Annotated in this window: 15 protein-coding genes; 11 read left to right on the forward strand and 4 right to left on the reverse strand. The window is 67.1% G+C overall.

What is annotated here, in order from left to right; all coding sequences use genetic code 11:
* Positions 1 to 45 precede the first annotated feature (45 nt).
* The 4 genes from WS69_RS04450 to WS69_RS04465 all read left to right on the forward strand — a co-directional run bounded on the left by WS69_RS04450 (position 46) and on the right by WS69_RS04465 (position 2,736).
* Positions 46 to 309, forward strand: a complete 264-nt coding sequence (locus WS69_RS04450) for a hypothetical protein (RefSeq protein ID WP_059469596.1) — start codon at positions 46 to 48, stop codon at positions 307 to 309.
* Between the two features lie 403 nt (positions 310 to 712).
* The gene (locus WS69_RS04455) at positions 713 to 1,189 is read left to right on the forward strand and encodes a VOC family protein (RefSeq protein ID WP_059469597.1); all 477 of its coding nucleotides are present in this window, start codon (positions 713 to 715) and stop codon (positions 1,187 to 1,189) included.
* A 151-nt stretch (positions 1,190 to 1,340) separates the two neighbouring features.
* Positions 1,341 to 2,000 (forward strand): glutathione S-transferase family protein, encoded by a 660-nt coding sequence (locus tag WS69_RS04460; RefSeq protein WP_059469713.1) that lies wholly within the window; start codon positions 1,341 to 1,343, stop codon positions 1,998 to 2,000.
* 25 nt (positions 2,001 to 2,025) lie between these two features.
* Positions 2,026 to 2,736 (forward strand): DUF899 family protein, encoded by a 711-nt coding sequence (locus WS69_RS04465; protein WP_059469598.1) that lies wholly within the window; start codon positions 2,026 to 2,028, stop codon positions 2,734 to 2,736.
* A gap of 1,243 nt (positions 2,737 to 3,979) precedes the next feature.
* On the opposite strand, the gene WS69_RS04470 is transcribed toward WS69_RS04465, so the two are convergent.
* On the reverse strand, positions 3,980 to 5,362 hold the full coding sequence (locus WS69_RS04470) for an ATP-binding protein (RefSeq protein WP_059469599.1): 1,383 nt from the start codon (positions 5,360 to 5,362) through the stop codon (positions 3,980 to 3,982).
* On the reverse strand, positions 5,359 to 6,021 hold the full coding sequence (locus WS69_RS04475; RefSeq protein ID WP_059469600.1) for a response regulator: 663 nt from the start codon (positions 6,019 to 6,021) through the stop codon (positions 5,359 to 5,361). The genes WS69_RS04470 and WS69_RS04475 overlap by 4 nt, the downstream gene beginning before the upstream one ends.
* Before the next feature lie 486 nt (positions 6,022 to 6,507).
* Between WS69_RS04475 and WS69_RS04480 the strand changes: the two genes are divergently transcribed.
* Complete coding sequence (locus tag WS69_RS04480) at positions 6,508 to 7,368, forward strand: MurR/RpiR family transcriptional regulator (protein WP_059469601.1); 861 nt, start codon at positions 6,508 to 6,510, stop codon at positions 7,366 to 7,368.
* Positions 7,369 to 7,752: 384 nt separating this feature from the next.
* The gene (locus WS69_RS04485) at positions 7,753 to 8,022 is read left to right on the forward strand and encodes a YodC family protein (protein ID WP_059469602.1); all 270 of its coding nucleotides are present in this window, start codon (positions 7,753 to 7,755) and stop codon (positions 8,020 to 8,022) included.
* A gap of 187 nt (positions 8,023 to 8,209) precedes the next feature.
* Here the strand turns inward: WS69_RS04485 and WS69_RS04490 are convergent, their stop codons facing one another.
* Positions 8,210 to 8,536, reverse strand: a complete 327-nt coding sequence (locus tag WS69_RS04490) for a superinfection immunity protein (protein ID WP_059469603.1) — start codon at positions 8,534 to 8,536, stop codon at positions 8,210 to 8,212.
* Positions 8,537 to 8,672: 136 nt separating this feature from the next.
* Positions 8,673 to 9,074: a rhodanese-like domain-containing protein gene (locus WS69_RS04495; protein WP_059469604.1), complete on the reverse strand. Its 402-nt coding sequence runs from the start codon at positions 9,072 to 9,074 to the stop codon at positions 8,673 to 8,675.
* Between the two features lie 110 nt (positions 9,075 to 9,184).
* Here WS69_RS04495 and ftrA point away from each other — a divergent pair, with 110 nt between their 5' ends.
* The 5 genes from ftrA (at position 9,185) to WS69_RS04525 (ending at position 16,166) form a co-directional block, all read left to right on the forward strand.
* Entirely contained in the window at positions 9,185 to 10,141 is a 957-nt protein-coding gene (ftrA, locus tag WS69_RS04500; protein ID WP_059469605.1) for a transcriptional regulator FtrA, read from the forward strand.
* 351 nt (positions 10,142 to 10,492) lie between these two features.
* Complete coding sequence (locus tag WS69_RS04510; RefSeq protein WP_059469607.1) at positions 10,493 to 11,944, forward strand: M20 family metallopeptidase; 1,452 nt, start codon at positions 10,493 to 10,495, stop codon at positions 11,942 to 11,944.
* Positions 11,945 to 12,059: 115 nt separating this feature from the next.
* Positions 12,060 to 12,419 carry a TfoX/Sxy family protein gene (locus tag WS69_RS04515; protein WP_059469714.1) on the forward strand — a complete coding sequence of 120 codons (360 nt, stop codon included), beginning with the start codon at positions 12,060 to 12,062 and terminating at the stop codon, positions 12,417 to 12,419.
* A gap of 493 nt (positions 12,420 to 12,912) precedes the next feature.
* Complete coding sequence (locus WS69_RS04520) at positions 12,913 to 13,491, forward strand: NnrU family protein (RefSeq protein ID WP_059469715.1); 579 nt, start codon at positions 12,913 to 12,915, stop codon at positions 13,489 to 13,491.
* Positions 13,492 to 13,982: 491 nt separating this feature from the next.
* Entirely contained in the window at positions 13,983 to 16,166 is a 2,184-nt protein-coding gene (locus tag WS69_RS04525; protein ID WP_442854888.1) for a hypothetical protein, read from the forward strand.
* Positions 16,167 to 16,220: the final 54 nt, after the last annotated feature.

Raw genomic sequence — 16,220 nt, forward strand, 5'->3', positions numbered from 1 at the left:
CGTCGATCAACGATTCGCAACGCGCCGATATTGGAGGCAATCACCATGACGAACGAGAAGCCGGACGATGCACGTCCGCACGACGACCAGCCGAAGCTCGAGCAGTTCGAGGCGGCGGTCGACCACCTGCACGAATCGATTCAGTCGCAGAGCATCGCGGTCGGCGCGGCGAAGGGCATTCTGTTCAGCCTGATCGAGACGCTCGGCGCGCTCGTCGGCGATCCCGACCTGCCAGAGCACGCGCGGTCCGGCTACGAGGCGTTGCGCGACAAGGCAAGCGAGCTGAAGGCAAACCTCGAAAAACGCTGACGCGCGGCCGCTGCCCGCGGATTGCCGCACTGCGGAAAGCGTCGCGGTTTCAACGGGTTGGCGCGCGTGTGCTCAGAATATCCACATGTTTGTCGACAGAAATTGTTGATAACCGGCAGGTGCGGCCGCCGTGCGTGACCGATTCCTTTTCCTTTCGCTTCGTCGTCCGCCGCGCGCATGTTCCGGCCTGCCGCTCGCGGTTCGACGAATTGCGCGGCGGCGTCCGCCGCGCCCGCCGTGTCGATCCCCGATCGCGCCGGTTGCGGCCTGCTTCTCGACCTCTGAAATTTATTTTGCGGCGTATGTCGATTTCCGCCTGATTCGTTCGTCGTGGCGATAGAGCGTCTCCGCGCGAGCGGCGCGCTCGTTCGATGAACCCATTCGGAGCCTAGGAGCCGCGATCATGCCTACCGCAGTCAAACCGATCCCCGAGGGGATGCACTCGCTGACCCCTCATCTGATTTGCGACGGCGCCGCCGCCGCGATCGAGTTCTACAAGAAGGCGTTCGACGCCGTCGAAATCACGCGGCTGCCGTCGCGCGAATCCGGGCGGCTGATGCATGCGGCCGTCAGGATCGGCGATTCGACGCTGATGCTGGTCGACGAAATGGGGGACTGCGGCGCGCTCGGGCCGAAAGCGCTGAAAGGTTCGCCCGTGTTCATCCATCTGTACGTGCCGGACGTCGACGCGGTCATCGCGCGCGCGGTGGACGCGGGCGCGAAGCTGACGATGCCTCCGTCCGACATGTTCTGGGGCGACCGCTACGGCCAGATCGAGGATCCGTTCGGCCATCGCTGGTCGGTCGCGACGCACAAGCACGACTTGACCCACGAGCAGATTCGCGAGGGGATGGAGAAGTGCGCGCCCCCCGCGCGATGAGCGCGAAAGCCGCCGACGCGCGCGTAGCGCGTGCGTCGGCGGCGCGAGCGCACGGCGAGGTGAGGCGCGGCGCGGCGGGTTCTGCCCCGCACATCTTTCGACGGGCGGCGTGCGCGTATCGGGCGCGCCGCCGCAACCGAGGGGCAAAGCGATGAGCTTGAAGTTCTACGGACACCCGTTTTCGTTGTATTGCCAGAAGGTGCTGGTCGCGCTGTACGAGTGCGGCTTGCCGTTCGAGTGGCGCTTGCTGCGGGGCGACACCCCGGACGCGAACGCCGAGTTCGCCGCACGGTGGCCGCTCAAGCATATACCGATGATCGTCGACGGCGACCGCACGGTCGTCGAGTCGACGATCATCGTCGAATACCTGGGCCTGCGCTACCCGCGGCCCGTGAGGCTCTTGCCCGCCGATGCCGGCGCGGCACTCGACGTGCGGATGATGGACCGCTTCTTCGACATGTACGTGTCGACGCCGCTGCAGAAGATCGTGTTCGACGCGCTGCGCCCGGAGGCCGAGCGCGACGCGCGCGGCGTCGCCGATGCGGGCCGGATGCTCGACACGTCGTACGCATGGCTCGACGGCACGCTCGAAGGCCGGGATTGGGCGGCGGGCGGCGCGTTCAGCCTCGCCGATTGCTCGGCCGCGCCGTCGCTCTTCTATGCGGACTGGGTGCGTTCGATCGACGCGTCGCTGCGCCGCGTGCGCGCGTATCGCGAGCGGCTGCTCGCGCGGCCGTCGTTCGCGCGCGCGGTCGACGAGGCGCGTCCGTATCGGCACCTGTTCCCGCTCGGCGCGCCCGATCGGGATTGAATCGTTCGATTGACAGGAGACAGACATGACAGTGAGTTCTACGCTGACGCCAGCTGCCGAGCTCGTGAAGCGCAACACGACACGCTGGCCGAACGAAAGCGATGCGTATCGCCGCGCGCGCGACGCGCTGCTCGCCGAGGAAATCGAGCTGCGCCGGCACGTCGAGCGCGTCGCCGCGCTGCGGCGCACGCTGCCGCCGGGCGGCGAAGTGACGGGCGGCTATTGCTTCGAAGGCGAGCGCGGCCCGTGCGACTTCGCCGGGTTGTTCGGCGACAAGCAGACACTCGTCGTCTACAGCTACATGTTCGGGCCGCAGCGCGAGCGTCCGTGTCCGATGTGCACGTCGCTGCTCGGCGCATGGAACGGCGAGGCGCGCGACGTCGAACAGCGCGTCGCGCTCGCGGTCGTCGCGCGCTCGCCGCTCGAACGGCTCGTCGCGTTCAAGCGCGAGCGCGGTTGGCGCGACCTGAAGCTGTACTGCGATCTCGACGGCCGCTACAGCCGCGACTATCACGCGATCAACGCCGACGGCGGCGAAGATCCGGCGATCAACGTGTTCACGCGCCGCGACGGCGTGATCCGCCATTTCTGGAGCGGCGAGCTGGGCGGCTGGAGCGCGGACCCGGGGCAGGATCCGCGTGGCGCACCCGATCCGATGCCGCTGTGGACGATCCTCGACATGACGCCCGAAGGGCGCGGCGCCGACTGGTATCCGACGCTCGACTATCCGGGCTGACGGGCGGGAGCGGCGCGGGGATGTGACGACGGCGCGGCGGCCGGCGCGACGCGTGCGCGCCGGCCGCCGCGCGTGCTCGCATGCGCGCGCCGCACATCGTCGCCGAGGCTTCGGACGGCTTTGTGCCGACAGTACGACGATTTCGGAAAAACCCCGATGCATCAATCGCTTGGCGCTTGGATGCGTGAGATATCCACAAGCTTGCGCACAAAATCTGTGGAAAACCCTTGGAGTCGAAAATCTGTTGTGGAGGGTTGATTGAAGCGAGCGCGAAGGTGGCGCAACTCGAAGGCGGATCGACAGCGCGGCGAGTCCCGCGAACTGATTCCGGCAGAGCTGCCGCACTTCTGACACTTCCGGAAATGTCTCATCGGATCAATGCGTTGACCGTCGGATGCTCAGGATGTCCACAAGCTTGCCAACAAAAAATGTGGAAAACACGGCGAGGCAAGCGAGCAACGCGGAAGGCTGAACGCGTGCCGGCCGATTTCGACAGGGCAACGCCCGTGGACATCGAACATCGAGCGTCGCCGTGCGCCGGCGTGCGTGGAAGGGCCTTCGCTGCGGTGCTTTGCCGATTATCTGACGCGTCCGGGAAAATGTCGCCGGATCAATGGCTTGAGCATTGGATGCTCAGGATGTCCACAAGCTTGACCACAAAAATTGTGGAAAAGTGGCGTCCGCGACGACACGACCGGCGCACCGGATCGGCCGGGCGGGGCGGTTCGCGTTCGCCGATGTGCATTTGATCGGCGGCGACCGGCGTGCGATGGCCCGCGCCCGCGCTGCCTCTTTCCTGACGCGTCCGGGAAAGTGTCGCCGGATCAACAAGTTGAGCATGGCGCACCCAGGATGTCCACAAGTTTGCCAACAAAAAATGTGGAAAAGGCGGGCTCGTTTGCGACGCGATTCCGATGAGCGACACGCGCGCTTCGCACGATCGGCGCGAGCGAATGGGCGCGCATGCCGAGCCGCGCGTGACGCGGGAAGTGCGCGCGCAAGCGCGGATTGCCGGGTTTGTGACGCCTTGCGGAAAACGCTGCTGCGTCAATGACTTGATTGCAGGATGCTCAGGATGTCCACAAGCTTGCCAACAAAAATTGTGGACAAGCGCGCTCCGTGCGACGCGCAATGACCGAGTCGACCTAGCGACGAACGCGAGACGCACGCGACGGACATCACGCGCGCGTCGCGTCCGTCGGCGAGCAACCCGGCCGAACGGCGCGAGCGCGCGCCGAGCCGCTCACGACTGCCGCGCCGTGTCGAAGCGCACCGTGACCGTCAACCCGCGCCCCTCGGCGCCGCTCGCGAGCGACACGGTTGCGCGATGCTGCTCGGCGATGCGCTTGACGATCGAGAGCCCGAGCCCGCTGCCCGACGCCGACACGAGCTGCGCGCCGCCGCCGCGATAGAAGCGCTCCCATACGCGCGGACGATCGGCTTCCGCAATGCCCGGGCCGTTGTCGCGCACTTCGAGCACCGGCGCGCCGTCGGCGTCGGCGCGTGCGTCAACGTCGACGCGCGCGCCCGCCCCCGCGTAGCGGATCGCATTGTCGACGAGGTTGTTGAGCAGCACGCGCAGCGTGTCGGCGTTGCCCTGCACGCGGACGGGCGTCGTGCCGACCGCGCCGAGATCGACCTGCTGCGCGTTCGCGACGCGCGAGCGCTCGGCGACGGCCGAGCGGCACAGCGCGGCGAGATCGATGTCGGTGAACGGCGCCGATTGCGCTTCGGGCTCGAGCCGCGCGAGCGTCAGCAACTGCTCGGCGAGATGCGACAGGCGCGTCGTGCCGGCCTGGATCTGCGCGAGGATGTGCGCGCGCTCGTCGGCGCTCGTCGTGCGTTGCAATAGCTGCGACTGGATCGACAAGCCCATGATCGGCGTGCGCAGTTCGTGCGCGGCGTCCGCGATGAAGTTTCGCTGCAGCGTAAACGAGCGATCGAGCCGCGCGAGCAGGTCGTTGATCTCGGAGGCGAGCGGCTGCGCTTCGGTCGGCACGGTCGTGATGTCGAGCTGATCGAGGTGGTTCGCGTGGCGGCGCTTCAGGCCCGCCGCGATCGCGCCGAGCGGCCGCAGTCCGTAGCCGATGCCGAGCCACAGCCCGATCGCGAGCAGCGGCAGCAGCGACAGCACCGGCCACAGCAGATGCACGGCGATGCCCGCGATCGCCTCCCAGCGCGCCTGGCGCGGCTGCGCGACGCGGATCGTCGTGCCCGCGCTCTCGCGCACGTACGTGTGCCAGCGCTGGCCGCCTGCGTCGAGCTTCACGAAGCCCGTCGCGTCGGGCGGCGGCAATTGCGTCGCGGAATCGGTCGTGAACTGGAGCTTGCCGTCGCGCCACACTTGCAGCAGTACGTCGTCGGAATCGTAGGCCGCCGGATGCGGCTTCCCGCTCTTGTCGCGTCCCTCGATCGACAGCTTGCCGCTGTCGTCGACCTGGATCTGCTTCGACATGCTGCGCATCTGGTCGTCGAGCAGGTCGTCGAGCTCGCGCAGCGCGCCCCAATACGTGCCCGTGCTCGCGAGCACGCCGATGACGCACGCGGCGGGCAGCAGCCACATCAGGAGCCGCCCGCGCAACGACGCGGTGAGTCGGCGCACGAAGCCGCGCGGCGCGCCGGTCATGCGCCGTCTCCGATCCGGTAGCCGACGCCGCGCACGGTGAGGATCGTGTCATGGCCAAGCTTCTTGCGCAGGTTGTGAATGTGGACCTGCACCGCGTTGCTCTCGATTTCCTCGCCCCAGCTATAAAGCCGCTCCTCGAACTGCTCGCGCGAGATCACGGCGCCCGGCTCGCGCATCAGTTCGTGCAGCAGCACGAATTCCTTCGGCGACAGCGCGACTTCGTCGTCGCCGCGCCACACCTGATGACGCGCCGGATCGAGGCGCAGCGCGCCGACCGCGAGCACCGTCTGCGCGCGCCCCTCCTGGCGGCGGTTCACCGCGCGGATGCGCGCGAGCAGCTCCTCGAGCGCGAACGGCTTGACGAGGTAATCGTCGGCGCCGCAATCGAGGCCGGCGATCCGGTCGGGCAGCGCGTCGCGCGCGGTGATCACGATCACGGGCAGCGCGTCGTCGCGGCGCCGCAGTGCGGCAAGCACCGCAAGGCCGTCCTTGTCCGGCAATCCGAGGTCGAGCAGCAGCAGCGCATACGGCGTCGTGCGCAGCGCGAGCGTCGCCGCGTCGCCGTTCTGCACCCAGTCGACCGCGAAGCCTTCCTGTTTCAGCCCCTGTTCGAGCCCGCTGCCGATGAGCGGATCGTCTTCGACGAGCAATACGCGCATGTTTCGTGATTCCGTCAGAGTAGTGCGGTGCGCGCGCGTGCGAGCATGCCGCTTGCGGGAATGATAAGCGGTCGATGCTTAGCGGCGGCTTAAAGCGTCGGGAAATGCGGGACGGAGCGCGGCCGGACGTGTGTCGTCGGGCGATCGGACGCTCGAGCGATCTACGGGACAAGGGACAACGGCGGGCGGGGTCGATGGGTCGATGGGGCGACGGATCGCGGATCGAAGGATCGGAGGATTGAAGGGATTGAAGGGATTGAAGGGATCGACGGGATCGAGTCGGGGCGGCTGGTGATCGAGCCGCCGGCTTTCCCGGCATGATCGATTGGCTCGTCCACGCATCCCCAGGTCCACGCATCCGAGCATCCGTGCATCACCCGACACGTTGCAGCAAACGCCTTTGCCGCCTGCGTCATGCGGCATTCGCGTCCGTCGCGCGCGCAGGGCGGGTGATACCATGTCCGATCGACTTTTTCCGCGATCACGATGCCCGCCGATTTCGACGAACTCGCGTCCCTGATTCGGGCGCAATTTTCCGAGCTGAGCCCGCAATTCCAGGTGGGCGCGGCGTTCCTGCTCGATCATCCCGACGAGGTGGCCGTGTCGTCGATGCGCAAGGTCGCGCTGCGTGCGAACGTGCAGCCGGCGTCGCTCGTGCGGCTCGCGCAGCTGTTCGGTTTTCCGGGCTGGAACGAGCTGCGCGATCTGTTCGTCGCGCGCGTGCGCACGCGGCCGCAACCGCTCACGCAGCGCGCCCGCTCGCTCGTGAAGCCGAATGCGAAGGCGTCGCTCGCGGCCGATCTGCTCGCCGCGCAGCAGCACAACCTCGAAGCGACCGCCGTGCAGAACGCGCAGGCGCTCGCCGATGCGGCGAAGCTGATCCGCAAGGCGGCGCATGTGCACGTCGCGGGCTTTCGCTCGTGCTATCCGGTCGCGTTCGGATTCGTCTATGGCTACCGGCTGTTCCGGCCGACCGTGTCGCTGCTGACGGGTGTCGCGGGCTCGCTCGACATGGAACTGCGGACGATCGCGAAGAACAGCGTGACCGTCGTCGTCAGCTTCGCGCCGTATTCGGCCGAAGCGACGCGCGTTGCGCAGGCGGCGCGTGCGCACGGCGGCAAGATCGTCGCGATCACCGACAGCGCAGTATCGCCGATCGCGCTGCATGCCGACGCGCAGCTGATCTTTGCGCACGACAGCCCGTCGTTCTTCCCGTCGCTCGTCGCCGCGCACGCGCTGGTGGAGGCGCTCGTCGCGCAATTGCTCGCGCTCGAGGGCGGCGACGCGATCGCGTCGCTCGAGCAGGCCGAGGCGGAGCTGCACGCGAAGGGCGCGTACGTCGTCTGAACGCGGCGCCGCACCCGCGCGGACTGCGAAAGTCTTTCATCCGGCAATATTCAGACGCCGCCAATTTCTCACGACGAATTTGAAAATCAATTCGCGCCACAATTGGAAACGTTTCCACGCATCGGTGCGCCGATTTAGAGCGGTGGCGAATGGTGCGCAGCAAATGGAGCTGCGCCGACCGCCGCTTCGGAGGCCGTGCCGACACGCCGTCGGGGCGGCCAAAGGGCCGTAACGATGCTGCGACTTATTAACCCGAGTCGAGAAAAATTTTAATGGCGGCTTGCCGGTTATTCCATCGATTGATAATCTCCGGGAGATGAAGAAATAGCCGGATCGAAGATCCGGAAAAATGAATAAATAAATTATTTCAGAGAAAAGGCCACCATGACGACTTACCGTGATACGCATACCACTTCATTTCGGATTGGCGACGTCGTGACGCTCAAGACGGGCGGCCCACGCATGACAGTGACGTATGCCGGCCCGGTCGTGTTCGACACGGGCGAGTGGGTGATCTGCCAATGGTTCGACGAGCATGGCGAGTTTCGCCAGGAGATGTTCCCGAACGAGGCCGTTGTGCTCGAGCCGCGGACGATTTCTGCGGGGCTTGCGCGGATGCGCTCGCTCTCGGTGCGCGGCGGCATGCAGGCGTGAGTCGGGAGCGATCGCGCCAGGGCGTCGAGCATTTGTCAGGAAGGCGGCGGATGCGTGACCGCCGATCGATGCACCGCGGCCCGAACGGACGCGCGGCATGGCCGTTTTCGTGGGTGGATTGCGGTGCCGTTCCTGTCGATCGGCACGGCATGGGAGCGCACGGGAAGCGCTGCGAGCGCGCGCAGGTTCAACGAGTGCCTTGCTTCTCCGCCCACCGTTCCTGCGCGGCGATTCGCCGCTGCACACGTTCGACGAGACCTGTCGAGAACGTTTTCATGCTGAGCGCGCGGCGCTTGAGCCGCACGTCGCCGGCGAAATCGACGGCCGCGTCCGGCTGCAGCACCCAGTAGAGCGTCAGCAGCCAGCCGATTCCCGTCCACCCGAACAGCGCGTTGAACAGCGCGATCGTGAGCTTGTCGCGACGACGGCGGCGATCAGCGATGATCGCCGGAAGAAAGTAGAGCGCGATCGCGACGACCGAGCCGACAACCTGGATCAGGATTTCCATCTGCATGATGTTTCTCCATTCGTGCTGCGATGCGACTTGACGCCGCACGTGTGATAGTGCTGATTGTCGCGCTTTTTCGGTTGTTGTGCTGACAACTAATTGTTGCGGTTTCGTAACCGATCGATCCGCGCCTTACGCTGCGTTACGCGCCGTTGCCGTGCGCGAGCGCGAATCCTTCGTCGAGCCAGCCCGTCACGCCGCCGAGCATCAACTTCACCGGCCGCCCGAGGCGCGCGAGCCTGAGCGCCGCGCGCGCCGCACCGTTGCAGTGCGGACCCGCGCAGTAAACGACGAGGCACATGTCTCGCGCAAAATCGGACAGCTTGCTTTCAATGATCTTTCGATGCGGCAGATTGAGCGCGCCGGGCACGTGTCCGGCCGCGTATCGCTCGGGGCTGCGCACGTCGAGCAGCACGAAATCGGGCGCGCCGGACGCGAGCGCGTCGTGGACGTCCCAGCAATCGGTCTCGAAGCCGAGCGATGCGGCGAAGTGCGCGACGGCGGCAGTGCTGTCGGCGGCGGGGATTTCGGTGACGTGGGACATGCCCGGTTCTCCTCGTGTCGGATGGTGCGGTTGCAAACGAGCGCTCAGTATCCGGATTGCACGCGCGGCGTGACAGTGGCGCGATCGACAACTTCCGGTAACATCGCGCCATGCATGATCATCTCGTTGTCGCGCTTGCGTACGATCGCCTCTGCACTTTCGAATTCGGCTGCGTCGTTGAACTGTTCGCGCTGCCGCGGCCCGAGCTCGGCGTCGACTGGTATCGCTTCGCGGTCTGCGCGAGCGAGCCGGGGCCCGTGCGCGCGGCGGGCGGCATCCGGGTCGAGGCGCCGTATCGGCTCGCGCTGATGGATCGCGCGGACACGATCGTGATTCCCGGCTGGCGTGATCCGGACGAGACGCCGCCCGAGCCGCTGTTGAGGAAAATCCGCGCGGCCCACCGGCGCGGCGCGCGGCTCTGCTCGATCTGCTCGGGCGTGTTCGTGCTTGCCGCGGCGGGCGTGCTCGACGGCGCGACCGTCACGACGCACTGGCGCTACGCGGAGCGCCTGCAGGCGCGCTATCCGTCGCTGCGCGTGAATCCCGATGCGCTTTACGTCGATGAAGGGCAGATCGTCACGTCAGCGGGCTCGGCGGCGGGTCTCGACATGCTGATGCATCTCGTGCGTCGCGATCACGGCAGTGCGATCGCGAATCGCGTCGCGCAGCGGCTCGTGCTGCCGCCGCATCGCGACGGCGGCCAGGCGCAGTTCGTGCCGCGGCCGATGCCGAGCGTCGGCGGCGACCGGCTCGCGAAACTGATCGACTGGATGCGCGCGCATGCTGCACAGCCGCACACGCTCGCGGCGCTCGCCGCGCGCGCGGCGATGAGCCCGCGCACGCTGCAGCGGCAGTTCCGGGATGCGACGGGGCTCGGACCTTACGAGTGGCTGATCCGCGAGCGGGTCGGGCTCGCGAAGGAGATGATCGAGCGCGATCCCGCGCTGCCCGTCGCGCGCGTCGCCGCGCTTGCGGGATTCGGCTCGGAGGAGTCGCTGCGCCGGCACTTCAGGCGCATCGCGGCGACGAGTCCGGCCGCGTATCGCCGCGGCTTCGATGCGCGTTAGCGAACGCCGGCACGCGAGCGGCTCGGCGGTCGAGAAGGCGCCGCCGCGACGGCGGCCGGCTTGGCACGATTCGGCGCGGCGGCGATCGAGCGACGCAAGTCGAGTCGAGGCATTCGTCGTGCGATGCCGCCATGCGATCGACATCGAGAAACGCGCCGGACGGCGGTTCGATTCGACCTCGATGTCGATCTCGCTTTCACACGCGTGACCGGTCCCTCGACCGGCGCGGAGAAACGATGCATCGAGTTGCATCGCACAACGCGCATCGCCTTTGCGACGCGTGCGTAACCGCCCGCATCGGCGCTATCATCGCCACTCCACTTCCGTCAGACAGCTCGCCTGTTCAGCGCCATGACCATCGCCACGGCTCCCGCCATCGCCCACGACCGCCTCGCCGATTTCATCGAACGCAAATGGAACGACGAGATCCTGCATGCGCTGACCGACTACATCGCGGTGCCCGCGAAAAGCCCCGCGTTCGACCCCGACTGGGCGAAGCACGGCTATCTCGAACGCGTCGTCGTCGATGCCGCGCAATGGGCCGAGCGGCAGCCGGTCAAGGGCCTGAAGGTCGAGATCGTGCGGCTCGCCGGCCGCACGCCGGTGATCTTCTTCGAGACGCCTGCAACGCGCTCGGACAGCACCGACACGATCCTGCTGTACGGCCATCTCGACAAACAGCCCGAATTCGACGGCTGGCGCGCCGACCTCGGCCCGTGGACGCCGAAGTTCGAGGGCGGCAAGCTGTACGGCCGCGGCGGCGCGGACGACGGCTATGCGATCTACGCGAGCCTCGCGGCGCTCGGCGCGCTCGACGCGCAGGGCATCGGGCGGCCGCGCTGTGTCGGCCTCATCGAGACCTGCGAGGAATCGGGCAGCTACGACCTGCTGCCGTACGTCGACGCGCTGCAAGCGCGGCTCGGCGACGTGAGCCTCGTCGTGTGCCTCGATTCGGGTGCGGGCAATTACGATCAGCTGTGGCTCACGACGTCGCTGCGCGGACTCGTGTCGGGCGACTTGCAGGTCGAGGTGCTCGAGGAGGGCGTGCATTCGGGCGTGTACGGCGGGATCGCGCCATCGAGCTTCCGCGTGATGCGGCAGCTCTTCGAGCGGCTCGAGGACGCGGCGACCGGCAATCTGCTGCCGTCGTCGTTCCACTGCGACGTGCCGGCGCGCCGTTTGCGCGAGACGGACGCGGCCGCGTCGATTCTCGGCGACACCGTGTGGAAGGGGCTGCCGTGGGCGTGCGGGCAGGACGGCAAGCCGGTGCTGCCGACGACGACCGATCCGCGCGAGGCGCTTCTCAATTCGACGTGGCGGCCGTCGCTGTCCGTCACGGGCGCGCAAGGGTTGCCCGCGCTCGAGAGCGCGGGCAACGTGCTGCGGCCGTGCACCGCGTTCAAGCTGTCGCTGCGGCTGCCGCCGCTCGTCGACGCCGCGCAGGCGGTCCATCAATTGAAGGCGCTGCTCGAACTCGATCCGCCGTACAACGCGAAGGTCACGTTCAAGCCGGATGCGGGCGCGGCGACCGGCTGGAACGCGCCGGACGTCGCGCCGTGGCTCGGCGCGGCGCTCGACGATGCGTCGCGCCGGCACTTCGGCGCCGACTGCGCATACATGGGCCTGGGCGGCACGATCCCGTTGATGAACGTGCTGCAGGAAGGTTTCCCGGCCGCGCAATTCATGGTGTGCGGGGTGCTCGGCCCGAAGTCGAACGCGCACGGGCCGAACGAGTTCCTGCACGTGCCGTACGCGAAGAAGCTGACGGCCGCGGTGGCCGACGTGATCGCCGCCGCGCGTTGATGCGCTTGCCGATTCGAATGTCTCTTTCGATGACGGCCGCGTTGCCGCATGCCTGCGGCGGCCCGGACGCGGCCGCGGACGTGTGCTCGCGCGCGGCGCGGCGAGGCGGCATCCGATGAACTGGAAAACGGAGAAGCTGCGCGCGGACGAACTGGCCGAGCAGCTTGCGGGTTTCGGGCCGATCGGCGTCGCGCGCTTCTTCAGCGGCGCGTCGCTTAGGCTTGACGGTGTGCTGTTCGGATTCGTTCACGAAGGCTCGCTGTTCCTGCGCGTCGACGACGACAATCGCGCGGCGTTCGAGCGCGCCGGCATGCAGCCGTTCTCATATCCGGGGCGCACGCGGACGGTCGTCGTCGGCGGCTATTACGAGACGCCCGCCGACGTGCTCGAAGACGTCGGCACGTTGCGAGACTGGTGCCGCGACGCGTATCGCGCGGCTGTCCGCGCGGGCGCGCGCCGCGCGAAGCGGAAGTAGCGCGGCGGCGTGCCGCAGCCGGGCGGCGCGCGTCGGCATTCGCAATGGTGTACGGTGTGTGCGATGGCGTGTCGGCGAAGCGGAAGGCAGAGGCAAAGACGACGGTGTGATTGCGCGTCACCGCGTGCCACAGGCTTCGGTCGCCGCGCGCCGCGCTTCGGCGTGAGCGCGCGGTCTGAGAGGAATGGGTGCGTGTTTGCTTCGGCGACACGGAGAGGCGCGCGTGTCGATGCCGGTGCGGGCGCGGCGGGATGCATGATTGCACATGCATCCCGTTGCAAGCGCATCGCCCGATTGCATCGACGCGCGTGCCGTGCAAGCGTGTCGCCGAACGTGCGCGCAGTCACGAAGAATCACGAAGCAAGCGGTACTCGCATCGCGGAAAAGATAAACGCTGGCGCAGCCGATGCGCTCGACGCGAGGTGTACGATGCAGGGCAGCATCGTATGCCGATCCGGCCGACAACAAGATTTCCCCACCTGGAGACATGCTCATGCTCGTCCTGATTCTCGGTTTGTTGATCTTCCTGGGTACGCATTCGATTCGGATGGCCGCGGGCGATTGGCGTGCCGCGCAGATCGCGAGTCTCGGCGAGAAGCGCTGGAAGGGCATGTATGCGCTCGCGTCGGTAGTCGGCTTCGTGCTGATCGTCTGGGGCTACGGGCTCGCGCGCGCGGACACGGCGGCGCTGTGGTCTCCGCCGATCGGCGTCCGGCATCTGACGGGGCTCCTGACGGCGATCGCGTTCGTGCTGCTCGCGGCCGCCTACGTGCCGGGCACGCGGATCAAGGCGCTCGTCGGCCATCCGATGCTCGCGGGCGTGATGGTGTGGGCGATCGCGCATCTGCTCGCGAACGGAACGCTGCATGCGGAGCTGCTGTTCGTCGCGTTCTTCGTGTGGGCGCTCGTCGACTTCATCGTGTCGCGTGCGCGCGATCGGCGCGATGGTATTCGCTATCCGGCCGGGTCGCTTGCGCGCGACGGCGCCGCGATCGGCGTGGGCCTCGTCGCGTGGGCGCTGTTCATGCTCGTGCTGCACGGCTGGCTGATCGGCGTGCGGCCGTTGGCGTGACCGCGGCGTCGCCGCGGCCCGCCCGATGCAGCCGCGGCGATGCCGCGGATCGACGATCGATTGCGGATGGGTGCACCGCCGCATCGCCGCATCACGAACCGGCACGATCGAATCCCGATATATGACGGCCGAATGGCAAAGCGCTGAACATCGGAAAGCCGGGTGATTCCCATTTGCATGGCGCGAAATATAATTATTGAGAGATTCGTGTCCGCCAATCGAATGATCGATAACGAGCGATCGCAGTCAAGCGGCCGGATGGCGCAAGGCCGAGCGCCGAATGGTCGAGCTGTCGAATCGAAAGCTTGAACAATCGAGGCTAAAGTATTGGAAGTCGCCGCCGATAAATGCTTCGGAGGCAAAATGCGTCTCTTTAAAATATCCATTTATTTTCTTTTTTTTAATTCTCTCCAACCGCATCTCAAGCGGCTACGTTTGCGTTCGAAGCTGCCCCCCACAGAGCGAAGGAGCGACGCATGAAATCGACCCGCATGCTGAGCGCACTGTTAGCGATGCTAACCGTAGGGCCGCTGCTGCTCCGGCCGGCGGACGCAAGCGCGCAGACCCCGCTCACTTACACGACGTCGTGGATCGGCAACACGTTCGGCTTCGGCGACGGCAAATGGGTGCAGCAGGATATCGAGGCGATCGCGGTCGCGGCCGACGGCACCGTTTACGCGAACGCGCCGTGGGACGAGAGCGGCGCGGAGGTCAGCGCGTACCGCGGCGGCGATCGCGTCGCGGTGGCCGGATGGACCCACGGCTGGGGCGACAAGGGCGGCGACGCGATCGCGGTCAACGGCACCTATCTGTATGCGGCGATGTCGATCAGCAACGAAAACGGCTTGCTCGTCGGCGCCGACTATCCGCCGAAGGGGCAGACATGGTATGGCGCCACGCGCCGTCCGCTCGCGAGCATCGAGATCGGTGCGCCGTTCGCGAGCGGCATCGGCAACAGCTGGAATCCGACGAAGAACAGCTTCTTGCGCGTGAACGTGTCGCCGACGGGCGTCGACGGCAGCGTGCGCGGCATCGCGGCGACTGACAAGGAACTATACGTCGCGAACACCGCTTCGAACCTGATCGTCGTCTACGACGCGAACACGATGCGCCAGCTGCGTAGTTGGCGGGCGAATCAGCCGGGCCGCATCGCCGTCGACGCAGACGGCTCGCTGTGGGTGATCGAAGGCTATACCACGGCGGCGGCGCGCGCGATCACGCATTACACGGCGTCGGGCGGGGCGCTGCCGTCGCTGGTCGCGCTGCCGCAGGGCGTGCTGCCTGCCGATCTCGCGATCTCGCCGTCGGGGCAGTTGCTGATCGCCGACAGCGGTCCTTCGCAGCAGATCTATGTCTATGCGAAGCCGGCCGGCGTGCCGGTGCTGTCGAGCATCTTCGGCACGCGCTCGGGAATCTTCCACGCCGTCAAGGGCACGCCCGGCGACTGGCGCTTCAACGGACCGACGGGCATCGGCTTCGATCGCGGCGGCAACCTGTACGTATCGCAGAACGGCTTCGGACCGCGCGCGCCGGGTTCGATGCTGACTGGCGAAGGCGCGGTGCTCGAGAGCTACGCCTATGCGAGCCAGGCGCTGAACTGGCGACTCTACGGACTCCTGTTTGTCGACGGCGGCTCGATCGATCCCGACGAGCCGAGCCAGGTGTTCACCGGCTCGAAGCGCTTCGCGATCGACTACACGAAGCCGCCCGGCCAAGACTGGCGCTACGCGGCGTTCACGCTCGATCGCTTCGGCTATCCTGACGATCCTGCGTTCCATCTGCCGAAGGGCGTGCGCGGCGAGCCGATGCTGCGGCGAGTCGGCGGCCGCCGGCTGCTGTATGCGATCGACATGTATTCCCACTATCTGAGCATCTATCGTTTCGATACGGCGACGCAAGGGCAGATCGCGATTCCGGCCGGCCTGCTGTCGCAGAATCCGATTCCCGGCGCCTGGCCCGTCGGCCAGCCGGCGTACGGCGAATGGATGTGGCGCGACACGAACGGCGACGGCAAGGTCGACGCGAGCGAGATCGTCGCGAATCCGTCGAGCGGCGACACGATGCAGAACGGTTTCTGGTGGGTCGATTCGGCGGGCGACGTGTGGCTCGGCTCGCTCGTGAGCGGCATTCGCCGGTTGCCGTTCCAGGGCTTCGACGCTCACGGCAACCCGATCTACGACTATGCGAGCGCGCAGATGTTCGCGATGCCGGCGCCGTTCGACCGGATCGCGCGCGTGTCGTACCAACCGGACAGCGACACGATGTACGTCGCGGGCTTCACGCCGGCGCTGCCGTACGATCCGGCGCACTGGAAGGAGCAGGGGCGTGTGCTCGCCCGCTACGACAACTGGCGCTCGGGCGCGCCCGAGCTGCGCTACGCGATCATGCTGCCGTGGGATATGAGCGCGAATCCGCAGCGCGCGACGGTCGGCTTTGCGGTCGCGGGCAATTACATGTTCGTCGTAGAACTGTACACCGCGAAGATCGACGTCTACGACGCGCGCACCGGCGCGCTCGTCGGCTACATGACGCCGGGCGCCGACGTCGGCGGTACGAGCGGCTGGGTCGATGTCACTCTCGGGATCAGCGCGTTCCTGCGTCCGGGCGGCGAGTACGTCGTGCTCGTCGAGGACGATGCGCGCGCGAAGCTGCTGATGTATCGATGGACGCCGTGATGTTGCGTCACGGCGTCGGTTGCGGGAGCCGTATGGACCGAATGCGCGGGGCGG

Origin of the sequence: Burkholderia sp. BDU5 (assembly GCF_001522845.1) — a bacterium.
Classification (GTDB): domain Bacteria; phylum Pseudomonadota; class Gammaproteobacteria; order Burkholderiales; family Burkholderiaceae; genus Burkholderia; species Burkholderia mayonis.